This is a genomic window from Pullulanibacillus sp. KACC 23026 (assembly GCF_029094525.1).
In the GTDB taxonomy this organism is placed as follows: domain Bacteria; phylum Bacillota; class Bacilli; order Bacillales; family Sporolactobacillaceae; genus KACC-23026.
The window spans coordinates 2,130,075-2,141,990 of sequence record NZ_CP119107.1 but is presented as its reverse complement, the minus strand read 5'-3'; the positions used below and the strand labels follow the sequence as shown (position 1 = coordinate 2,141,990).

At 40.7% G+C, this 11,916-nt stretch carries 8 protein-coding genes; 4 read left to right on the top strand and 4 right to left on the bottom strand.

Annotated elements, in window-relative coordinates; all coding sequences use genetic code 11:
* Positions 1-387: 387 nt before the first annotated feature.
* Together PU629_RS10115 and PU629_RS10110 are read right to left on the bottom strand one after the other, a co-directional pair.
* A complete protein-coding gene (locus PU629_RS10115; RefSeq protein WP_275284128.1) occupies positions 388-1,425 on the bottom strand; it encodes a potassium channel family protein in 1,038 nt (345 codons plus the stop codon).
* Between the two features lie 244 nt (positions 1,426-1,669).
* Positions 1,670-3,457 carry a S9 family peptidase gene (locus PU629_RS10110; RefSeq protein WP_275284127.1) on the bottom strand — a complete coding sequence of 596 codons (1,788 nt, stop codon included), beginning with the start codon at positions 3,455-3,457 and terminating at the stop codon, positions 1,670-1,672.
* Positions 3,458-3,825: 368 nt separating this feature from the next.
* Here PU629_RS10110 and PU629_RS10105 point away from each other — a divergent pair, with 368 nt between their 5' ends.
* A complete protein-coding gene (locus PU629_RS10105; protein ID WP_275284126.1) occupies positions 3,826-5,754 on the top strand; it encodes a DUF2207 domain-containing protein in 1,929 nt (642 codons plus the stop codon).
* 192 nt (positions 5,755-5,946) lie between these two features.
* On the opposite strand, the gene cyoE is transcribed toward PU629_RS10105, so the two are convergent.
* Positions 5,947-6,864, bottom strand: coding sequence for a heme o synthase (gene cyoE / locus PU629_RS10100; RefSeq protein WP_275284125.1), 918 nt, complete (start codon positions 6,862-6,864; stop codon positions 5,947-5,949).
* Between the two features lie 395 nt (positions 6,865-7,259).
* Between cyoE and PU629_RS10095 the strand changes: the two genes are divergently transcribed.
* From PU629_RS10095 to PU629_RS10085, 3 genes are all read left to right on the top strand, one after another.
* Positions 7,260-7,673: a hypothetical protein gene (locus PU629_RS10095; RefSeq protein WP_275284124.1), complete on the top strand. Its 414-nt coding sequence runs from the start codon at positions 7,260-7,262 to the stop codon at positions 7,671-7,673.
* Between the two features lie 461 nt (positions 7,674-8,134).
* On the top strand, positions 8,135-8,401 hold the full coding sequence (locus PU629_RS10090) for a hypothetical protein (protein WP_275284123.1): 267 nt from the start codon (positions 8,135-8,137) through the stop codon (positions 8,399-8,401).
* A 121-nt stretch (positions 8,402-8,522) separates the two neighbouring features.
* Complete coding sequence (locus PU629_RS10085; RefSeq protein WP_275284122.1) at positions 8,523-9,692, top strand: MFS transporter; 1,170 nt, start codon at positions 8,523-8,525, stop codon at positions 9,690-9,692.
* A gap of 180 nt (positions 9,693-9,872) precedes the next feature.
* Here PU629_RS10085 and PU629_RS10080 read toward each other — a convergent pair whose 3' ends face one another.
* Complete coding sequence (locus PU629_RS10080) at positions 9,873-11,747, bottom strand: AMP-dependent synthetase/ligase (RefSeq protein WP_275284121.1); 1,875 nt, start codon at positions 11,745-11,747, stop codon at positions 9,873-9,875.
* Positions 11,748-11,916 lie beyond the last annotated feature (169 nt).

Sequence of the window (11,916 nt, the reverse complement as noted above, 5' to 3'; positions counted from 1 at the left end):
TACGAATAGACAACTTGAATTCAGACGACATTCTAATTCTCATTGATCTCAAACTGCGTATTATAGTCACTAGTATTCCATTTGGAGTTGACCGCATATGGAAACTAATGAATGGATGATCGTCAACTTCCGATTACCATTAATTTTTTATAGCATGGAAATGGGTTTTTAATGTGTGGGCGCTTTCGCAAACTTGGTTGCTTTTTATTAAAAAATCTATCAAAAACCTTGTGCTTTTAAATTTTTCAATTTCCAATGTCTTAATTTCCTTATGTGAAAAAATTTTACTATATCTTGTTTTAGTAGAGAGAAGACATCTTAGAAACACTCGACTTTGCCCTTTATCTCAACATACCAAATTTAATGAGACTAGCAAAGCCTTGACCTTTATTTTAGTTGAGCGATTGTCTCTTCATCACAAATGACAAATAGTTTAGCATCTTCCGGGATCGGCTCATCTAACTTCTTATTGATCGTAAAGTCATGGTGATTAGCAACCAATGTCGCCCCTTTATTAATTAATTCCGTGAAAGCATCCCCAAAAGTAAGCCATTCTGCCCGTTTCGGAATCTCATACATCCCTTCTTCATAACGCCCGCTCATGAGTTCTGAATACACCTGGGTGACACCTGGTGAAAATAAGGATCGGACAGCAGCATGAGAAATCATTTCTTCTGTTGGAACAAACTCGTCGACCATTACTTGTTCAAATAAGCGAATATGTTTTTGATTAATCACTTCGACGGTTACATGAACGGAAAGATTCAACTTTTTCTCTATGGCCGTAATGGCGGTTGCAATAAGCAAGGTTTTTCCGTCAACAAGAAGCGGGTCATGCTTCGTATTGTCCGCTATCGATTCTTCCGCAAAAATGATCACACCTTTAGCTTTGTGGACGTTTGCCCGAAGCAAGGTTTCTTCATCCGTTGCATCACCGCGAATATAAAAGATCCGATCCTCGACGATCGGTGAGGTTTTCATACTATCAATGATCACAATATCATTCATCTTATAAGACGTTAATATTTCATGAATGGCCGATTTTGCCTTATTTCCCCAACCTATCAGAATAATATGATTCTTCCCTGTATACTTCATCTTCCCACCAACTTTAAGTTTTTCAATGACATACATCGAATCGATGAGCTTACCAATTGAAAAGCTGATCAACCAGATCCCTGTCATATATAGAACAATCGTGAAGACTTTGCCAGAGGTCGTAACAGGGGCATAGTCGCCAAACCCTACCGTAGCTAACGTTGTAAGAACCCAATAAACAGAAGTGAGATAGGTTTTGAAGGTCTGAGGCTCTATTAGTAAAGCTAAATAAGCCATCATTAAAATATAGAGAAGGATAAAAGGAATAAAAATCCTGCCTTTTAATTTAATAAGATAATACACAAACTTCTTGATTTTAAATCCCATTTTAATCCACCTTATACCCTAATAACTTCTTAAATTTAGTCTTACCAATAAAGGAAGCAATCAGACTTATTTAGAAAAATTTGGCTTGCCCGCTAATCGTTTTAGAAATCAAGGCCCGCACCATTCCTTTAAGCGAAGGCGAGCAGCCTTGTTGCCCTTTTCCCGCTTCGATTTCCTGCCTTGCTAAAATTTTTCTTAATGGAAAAAGGCCCCTAAGAAAGGGACCTTTAAATTTATTTTGGAGTTAAATCGATCCGACGTATTGATCCAAAAAGTTCGCGACCGCCGTATATGCAGTCACATTGTTTTGGGTTTTGACAAAGAAATGCCCCTCGTCTTCAAATCGAATGTATTCTACCGGGTGATTTCGGGCTTGTAGCGCCTGTACCATTTGTTCTGTTTCTTCGATCGGCACACGCGGGTCATTGGCACCGTGCAAAACCAATAAAGGACTTTGAATCGCATCTGTTCGGTGGATCGGATCAATCTTATCAAAAAAGTCACCATCATTCTCAACACTGCCATATTCCGCTTCCCGAAGCTTTCTTCTCCAAACACTTGTATTGTTAAGAAAGGATCTGAAGCTCGAAATACCCACGATATCAATCGCGGCGGCCCAGATATCTGGATAATGTGTGATCGCAGCAAGTACCATAAAACCACCGTAACTTCGGCCCATCACCGCAATCCTACTTCGGTCCGCTCCCCCATCCGTTGCTAGCCAATCGACAAGGGCAGTTAGATCTTGAACCGAGTCCATTCGTTTACGCACATCATCTAAATGAATATATTTTTTTCCATACCCCGAGCTGCCGCGAACATTTGGTGTACATACCGCATAGCCACGGCTTATAAAATACTGAAGAAAGGGATTATAGACGGATCGAATCTGGCTTTCTGGTCCGCCATGAACAAAGACAACAACCGGTAGCTTTTGATCGCTCGACACGGTTTTTGGTTTGTAATAGAAAGCGGGCACTTCTAACCCATCAAAGGCATTAAAATGGATGAGTTCAGGTTCTATTAGATGTTCTTGAACTTCAGGAGAGTCTGAGACAAACGTGAGGCGCTTACTGTCCAAAGAATCAAGGTCCAGCTCCCAAATATCAGTTGGATGACTGGCACCATTTAATACATAACCCAGTGCTTCTTTGTCAGGAGCGAAGGACAGTTCAGATAACGTGCCCTGCGGTGTGTCCCATTGACGACTTTCTTGCTTAATCAAATCATACAAACGGCCCTTAGAAACTCCGCCAGTATTGACTGTATAAGCGAGCAAGTCTTTCCTAGAGTTGATCGTTAATTCCTCTAAATCCCAGTCAGGCTGATCAAGCCAAGTCCAATTACGGGTTTGTAGATTAAGAGAAGCAAGTCCGACGAACTCCACACCCAAATTGGTCAGGACATATAATTGGGTCCCGTCCTTGCTAAATTGCGGTGACTGAAAGCTGGCTTCTCCGTCATGCTTAGTCAGCCAATCAACTTCACCTGTTTCTAAGGATAAGAGACCAAGATCATGATCAAGATTAGTTGTCGTTTTTTGGATAAGCAGTTGTTCACCATTAGGGTGCCAAGCAACGGCCCCGTATGTCCCATCATTCTTATAAACAAGTCGAAACTCTTTTGTTTCAATGTGTTGAATATAAACATCGAAAAAAGCAGACTCGCGCCGGTTGCTTGACCAGGCAATCCATTTCCCATCAGGGGAGCAGCACCCATAGCGATGGATGTGATCTGGAGAAACCACCAGCTCCTCAACCTCACCACTCTCGTGCAGCAAATAAAACTGACCGCGTTCATTCACACCCTTATCCATTCCAAACAACCGTTTTGATGAATGGTTCAGGTATTTAACAAACATAATCCGCTCCTCTGTTTTTAACACCTGCCGCGGCTCCCCCTCCCCTCTCTTCAACGCCCAAACCTGAGGAAGCCCCGTCGCATTACTTATAAAAGTCACTTCCAAACCATTCGGATCATACACCGGCTGCCCAGCCACCTTAACACCTAAAAAAGCCTCAATATTTGGCATAAATTTACTCCTCTCCACTGAAACGCAGGGACGGTTCTCCCGTTTCATTTTTCGGGTGAAACGCAGGGACGGTTCTCTCGTTTCATTTTTCGAATCCAACTGCGAAGTTTATTAGAGTCATAGCTACTAATCTAGAAGCATTCTCCTCTCTATTTTAGCACACTCTTCTGAAAACAAGATTAATAGCACCTTCCTCAAGTATGGCGGAATCCATGGACAAGTTTCTCTAACGGTTCGCCACTTCTCTTCTTGAGCCGTACTTTAACTCTCACTTTTAGATTTTGTTCAAAAAACTGGAACCAACCTAACCTTTCATACGTAAATAGATTAGCTCTTTTGTCCAGGTACTTAAAATAGGAGGACTTTACATGAAGAAACTCTGGCTGCTGCCTCTTACCTTATTGCTCGCCATTGGTGTATTAGGCGGCTGTGATCAAGAAAAATTTTTTACAATTGATCAAGTCACCATCAACGCTACGATACAGCCGAATGGGTCGATGAGCGTAGCGGAGCTTTACACCTATACCTTTCATGGAAGCTACAACGGTACAACCCGAACGATCAATTCGGACGTTTCCGATTTCAAAGCCTACCTCGTGCCCAAGGGTGACACCACTCCGTTCATTTCGCGTAAGGAGCAGCCTTTGAAGGTTGAAGTCGATGACGATGATGATCACACTTATAAAATCTATTCAAAAACAACGAATGATACGAAGCAGGTGCTCTATACGTACAAAGTACCAAACGTGGTAAAGAACTATAAAGATGTCGGGTTCATTAACTATCGCTTTTTTGATCGTGACAATGACACCTCTTTAAACCATCTTACTATTAACTATCGCTTTCCTAATGCCAGCCCCTCTCAGATTCACGCTTACTTACATGACTACACTGGGAAAGCCACTTTAGAGCCTAATCGAACTGCTTTTGTCTATTCGATTAATGCCTTGCCAGCAGGGGCATCAACGGAAATCCATTTTCTAGTACCCGCTACCTATTTTTCTAAGCAACCAACCAGCAACTCTTCTATGATGTATTCTAAGTTAAAAAATAAGGAAGATGCTCTGCAGCAACGGCTGGCAGAACGCTCTGACAAGTTAAAAGCCTTTCAACCGATCTTACTTATAGGAACATGTGGCATTTTACTGATCACCCTGATTTTATTTTTTATCAGAATTCTAAGGCGAAACCGACGTTATCCGGAATTAGATAAATTTGATCTTGCAAAGCTAGACCCCTTATATGTTCATTATCTGTCCAACAGGTTGCGTTTGACAAATGAGGCTGTTTTCGCCAAGCTCCTTTCGCTTGCTAAAAAAAAGGTGGTGGCATTAGCCATTGTGCCTGTCAAAGAAAAATATACAAAAGATAAGAACTATCCAAATGAGACGATTCAATTCTCTCTAATCAATGAAAATGATCTTTGTTCCTCTGATCGCCGATTGGTTGATTGGCTGTTTACTAAGACCGATAATGAAAGACCTAGCTTCTCTTTAGACGACCTTTATGGGATGACCGAGCAGGAAAAAAAGACCAAAAACAAGTCTCGGGACTATAAGAAAAAAGCGGAGCAGTTTCAACGTCATTTCGATAGTTGGAAACAGGAAGAAGAGAAAGAAAGTCATCTTCAGAGAAAAAATTTCAAGGCCCCTGTTCCATTTTTCAGCATGATCGCTCTACTTCTCACGTGTCTTGTTTTAATCGCTGTGAATCATGTCTATGCCATTGATGCGATGTCAGCCACATCAATAACTATTTTGAATATCGCCTTAGGGTTCTTCTATATATTTGGCTTTTTCCTTTACTCGGTAACGAACAGATGGAAACTCGGGTTTTATCTCTTTCTTGCGGCGGCCTTTATCAGTCTCTTTTTCTTAAATGATCACTTAACGACCGTCATTAGTCTCTTTTTTGTTGCAGTGATCGCCTTATTATTGAGCTATTTCCCAAGTGAACGCTGGCTTCCTGAAAAAGCAGCGGAATTAAGGAAAATTCACCATTGGAAAAAAAGTGGCGCCGAGCAACAATCTGAACAGCCTATGGACGAAGAAACCTTTAAATCACTTTTATATTTGTCCATTGTGCTGAAAGTAAGCAAGAAATTTATGAATGGGCAAAAATCCAACGAGGTTTATAAGCGACTCGAACAAACTATGCCGTTACTAAAATACCCTGATGTAACGGACACGGCTTTTATCTCGACCTATTACATTTACACCGGAAGTGCAATCGGGGCAAGTTCGCCTTCTGGCGGAGGTGGAGTTTCTACTGGTGGTGGCGGTGCTGGCGCATTTTAAGCACACCATGGGACAGAAAGTAACGCTTACGCTTAGTCCCCACCGTTTCAGTGAGTGAAACGGCGGGATGAAACGCCTTGCTTTTACCACGTTAGTCAATTTGAAAGGAAACGGGAGAACCGTCCCCGCGTTCCATTAAAAAAGGTTCAAGTCAGGCTAATGATAATAGTCTGCTTGAACCTTTTGTTTAGTTTACATGAAAAAGGTGACGATCACCATTAATGAAAAGACGATCATCAGATAGTTGAGGGAATAGACGAACATCATGGTTGCCCATTTTTTATCATCCATTTTCCCGAAGCCTTTAAGTCCTAACACGGCCCATACAACAGTTAACAAGGCAGAAATAATCACAAAGGCCAAGCTAAAGTGAATAAATAAAAGCGTGGAGCCAAAAAGCGGTACTAAATAGACCAAAGTTTGTATTTTGGTGCGTTTCATCCCTTTCACTACGGGCAGCATTGGGACTCCTGCTTCTCGGTAATCTTCAAAACGTCTCGTCGCAATAGAATAGAAATGAGGAGGCTGCCAAAAGAACATTAATAAGAACATCCCAATTGCAATCGGGTTAAGCAGGTGTGGCGACATGGCTCCCCAGCCAATGAGCGGCGGGATAGCCCCTGAGATGCACCCTACTTCTGTGTTCCATATCGTTTTTCTTTTCGTCAACATCGTATAAGCAAATACATAAAAGACAAAGCCTAATAACCCCATAATACCGGCTGTCATTGACACACTAAAAAGCATGATCGAACCGATAATGGTTAAAGCAATCCCCAACCAGAGAGCAATCGTTGGATTAATGGACCCATCTACAGTCGGTCGGTCTTGCGTTCGTTCCATTAATCGGTCAATATCACGGTCATAATAATTATTAACCGCCCCCGCACCGCCAATTACAAATGCAGCCCCAATAAGGGTTAATAAAATGAAAGGCAAATGCTCAAGAAATCCTTGATGATAAACATATACAGCCAGATAGGCACCTACAAATGTAGTAAAAACATTAGATTGAATAATTCCTGTCTTAACGACCTTCTTAAGAACACTCCAAGATAAGATCGACTTATTCACAGACGCTGTTGAAACAGCCTGACTTGTTTTAGACATACCGTGTTCCTCTTCTCTTTATCATGAATCTTAGTTTAATTTTACCCCAAAATTGGAAGAGCACCCTACCTAAGACCCATGAAGGAACTGTGAACTTTGTCATTTTGTCACAAAATGTTCGAATGAAAGGTATTCTATGGCGGTTTAAGTCGACTTAAACCGTTCCTTTACGCGAATAAAATATATAATCAAATAATAGCCGCTATTTGAAAATAACTACAAAAGTATGAAAAAAACGTTTAGCTAATCGGCTTTTAAGGGACTTTTTAATAAGGATTCATTTAATTAACTAACAAAAAAACAGATTGACACATTTTGTTCATAGAAACGCTTACATTTCACTTGATTAGTAAGCGCTTTCCATATACAATTAAGATAGACAAGGAGGAATACCAATGAAACTAAGAAATCTTCTCATGACTGGTGTCCTTGTTGCTTCAATGAGTACAAGTTCTGTCGCATTTGCAGCTACACAGCCAACACAACTCAGTCACACAGCAAGTGCACGTTTAAATAAGCAAGAATTAATGTTATCAGGACTACTTCATGACGTTGCAATGGTGCTTAATCTTGATCAAACGACATTAATTGATCAACTGAGAACTGGAAAATCTATAACCGACATTGCTGAAGAGTCTGGTGTCAATAAATCCTATTTAATCGCCGCACTTATTTCAAAAGAGAAAGATGAACTTGATATTGAAGTCAACAATGGGACTTTAACACTTCATAAGGAAACACAAATTTTATTTAAAGCCACGTCACAGCTATCCACCCTACTGGACCAAACCACGCTTTTGGCTAAATAGAGCGAGTCGCAGCAACCTTTTATGACTCGTCCAGAAATCTAAATCAGGGGGGTTAAGTCAGATGTGTGCAAAAGTAATCGATTTATCCGAACACTGTCAGACCCCTTTTAAACCCTAGAGGCTGTAATCAAAGACCGATCTTTGATTGCAGCCTCTTCCATTTCATCTGCCCTCAATCACTGGTCGAGGTAATAATTTTTGGAGGAAACTGTCAAATGATGCCAAAAATGGTAAATTAGCTTAAGACTTCATTTCAAAAATTTCTATTGTACTAGCCCACTCCCCTTTCTTTAATAGCGGTGGTCATACGCTATTTTTTTAAGAGGGGTAGATTATGAAGTTGACAAAAGTAATAACAGTTAGCGCAATGGCAGGTGCACTCTTAATCTCTCAACTTGGAAACTTCTGCGAAAATCATTTCACAAAATAATAATCGAGCAGGCCTTCAGAATCTTAACAAAATGACTGTGGAACATCATTCAGTCGGTCACTTATCTTTCATTGGTGAACAACGCATTCCAAATGATGCCTTGTTTAACGAGACTTCAGTTGGCAGCCTGTCAGGAATCGATTATAATCCACAAATACGTTTATCCTGTTTCTACATACTAACCCAGCCAAGTGAAGGTAAATCAGCCGATAACGGAATCTCAGAAACCGTCTCCATTGAGCTTGTTAAGATTCCGTACAAGTTCTTTGGAGACCGGTTTGAAAAAAACGCCTCATGAATGATTTCTTGAGGAGCTTTTTTATTTAAATTCGCCTTATTGGGGCCTTTTTTTCTTTACATTACTTAGTTTTCCGATTAAACTAAGTTAATGTTCAATTCAACAAGATGAGGTGTTTTTTATGAATTCGAATTTGAAAAAGCTGTTTCTTCTTAATTCCGTTTTCCTAAGCATCACCGGATACAGCACGATCTTTATCAGTTATTTTTTCTGGAAAAACAGCTCCACACTCGGGCCCTTAATTGCCTTTAACGGCTTAAGTTATTTCTTATCCTGTTTTGCCTATACCATTGGCACGTATTATCTCTATAAAAACAAACTTCAAATTAGTTATTATCTGAGTGCCGTTTCTGCTATTTTACTTTTTATCGTCCTTCTTTTAAGTAACCACTTAGGTCACCTTGTTCTTCTTATCGTTTCTGCCGCTTGTTTCGGCTGTGTATTTGGTTTCTTTTATTCCTCCTGCAATTACGCGTTAAGTGTCCTGTCGACGAGAGAAGAACTTAATGTTTTCAATTCGCGTATCGGGTATGTAAAAAACATTTTATTGATTGTTCTACCATTAATAAATTCATTTTTAATCTATTATTTTAGCTTTACGGTTTCCTTTTGCGTCATGCTTGTCATTTCTATTTTTTATTTTGTTGCGGTTACAAGACTGCCCTCCATTGAGGCTGAATTTAACTCAAGCTTTGCCCGAGATTATCAAAAAGTAAAAGTGTCTAAGCAAATGGTGCCCTTTGGAATTATTACAGCAGGTGTTTTAGAGTGTCTCGCCTGCCTGCAAGTCATTATTTTGGTGATTTTATCTAAAAATGCGCTCTACGTCTCTTATTTAAATATCTTAAACATTGTTATTTTAACCATAGGTATTGTGTACATTTCCAAACTGAAGAAATTAAAACTTGAAACTCAATATGTGATCTATACCTTAATCAGCATGGCCTTCATTTTATTGGCTGGATTTGCGCATATTAAGCCGCTCTACTTTGTCGCCATGATTGGACTTGTGATTTCCGTTTATGTGTACGGTTATACGATGGACAATACCTTCTTCAGATATCTTAATGGCATGAAAAAAGAGGATCAAATCGTCATACTTTTAAAACGCGAATATTTGATCACACTTGGCCGCTCAATCATGTATCTCGCACTCTACCTATTTGTCCAATCCATCCACTCGCCCTATCTCCCATACTTATCGCTCGGCGTCATCCTTGTCCTCATCTACTCCCTCTATAAATTCAGAAAATTTGACCACGAAAACCAACCCCTTAGGATGACTTCCTAAGGGGCATTAAAACGCGGGGACGGTTCTGCCGTTTCTGAAAGGGGAAACGCGGGGACGGTTCTCTCGTTTCATTTTTTCATTAAACTAAGCCGTATGCCGCAACTAAATGCGGGACGAACCTACTAGATTAGGGTGTCCTATACGAAGATAAAGCATAGAAAACGAATGATTGAGATCGTTTCAAGCAATCGTCTCACTATGTTTTGACTCCAACTCAAGAATCACTTGGTCAATCGGTTCATTAAGTAATTCCTCTTCATCATAGGCCGCCATGATCGCTTTTCGATAGTTTTGTTCCACTTCTTTTAATCTCACTTTTAAGGAAGGGGTCAGTTCACCTGTTTCAGCGCTCCAGATTTCCGGGCAGATCACCAGTTTCTTAGGTTGTTCATATCTGGGGAATTTTGAAATCGCTTTTTGGATGTCCTTCACAATCAGTGTTTGAAGCTCCGACTGATGAATCAATTGGTCGGTTGAGGAAAGAGAGAGGTTTTGTTTTTCAGCCCATTGCTTCAAATAGTCGTGATCAAGAGCGACTAAGAGGATGACATATTTTCTTCCCTGGCCGATTAAAAGGGATTGATCCACATAAGCACTCTGATTAACAGCACTCTCAACAGGCTGAGGGATGACATTTTTCCCAGTCGATAGCACTATGATGTTCTTCTTCCTGTCGACAATCTTTAGAAAACCCTCTTCATCCATCTCCCCGATATCTCCTGTTTTATACCATCCGTCTACAAACGCTTTTGCCGTGGCTTCCTCATTCTTATAGTACCCTTTCATGACACTAGGACCTTTTACGAGGACTTCCCCGTCATCTCCAAGCTTTACTTTCAAATTGGGCAACGGTTTCCCGACCGATCCAATCTTGGCTCGCAAAACAGGATTAACCGCGATAACCGGAGCCGTTTCAGTTAGACCATAACCCTCAAATATCGGTAAATCTATCGACCAAAAAAATTGGGCAATATCAGGATTAAGAGCAGCTCCGCCTGAAATCATTGCTCTTAACCGACCGCCTACCTTCGCTTTAATTTTTTGATATACAAGCCGGTCGGCCAATTTCCACTTTCGATATAAGCGAGAAGACGTATTTAAAAAAATCAAATCATCTGTTGATCGGCTCAAATAATCCTGATATTTTTCATGACCAACCTTTAACGCCCAATTAAAGATTTTTTGCCGGACAGGGGAACCTGACTCAATTTGATCAATGACTTTCGCGTACACCTTTTCAAAGAGCCTAGGAACACTTGTCATGATCGTCGGTTTCACCTCAAGAAGATTGTCTTGGATGGTGTCTAAGCTTTCTGCATAAGCGATGGTTGCCCCGACAGATAACGGGAGATATTGACCCGCCATCCTTTCAAAGACATGAGAAAGCGGCAAATAAGAAAGAAAAACATCATCTGAACGCGCCTCTAAGACCCAGAACTGGATCCCTTCAATATTCGAGATAAAATTTCCATGCGTCAACATAGCGCCCTTGGGTTGTCCGGTTGTACCTGACGTATGAATAATGGTAGAAACATGATCACGTTCAAGCGATTTCCAAGTCTCTTCCCAAAGCGGTTCGGGGTGTCTCGCCCCAATTTCAAGAAGATGGGCAAACGATAAGACGGAGCCCTGATGAGACGTCCACTCTCCTGGGTCGATGACAATGAGATGTTCAAGCGCAGTTTGATTCACATTAATTTTCTGAACCAATTCTTGATTTTCAACAATGGCCACCTTACAGTCCGATTTTCTTAAAATCAGATTGATTTGCTCCGGCTGCAATGTTGGATAGACCGGGACACTGATGGCACCCAGACTGCCAATCGCAAAATCGGATATCGGCCAATGAATCCTGTTATTGGATATAATAGCGACCTTATCATCTCTTTCAATTCCAAGGTAAGAGAGTCCTTCGGCAGTCCGCTTAATTTCAGACCAAAGATCCTCATACGTCATATATCGATATTCCTTCTGTTCCTTCCACAAATAAGCTGCTTTTTCAGGGAATCGATCAACGGATCTTTTGAGTAATTCCAATAGATTGTGTACGTCCACTCATTTCCCCTCCATAAGAACAACCCCGGAGTATAGGGCTCAAGGAATTAATCTTAGGTGAATTGAGTTAGCCAACAACTTCTTTTTGTGAGCTCACTTTTGCGAGTTGCTCCTGTTAATTTTTATAGATGACTTCAAATTTGCCTTATCCTTTCTTGAGTTTACAGTG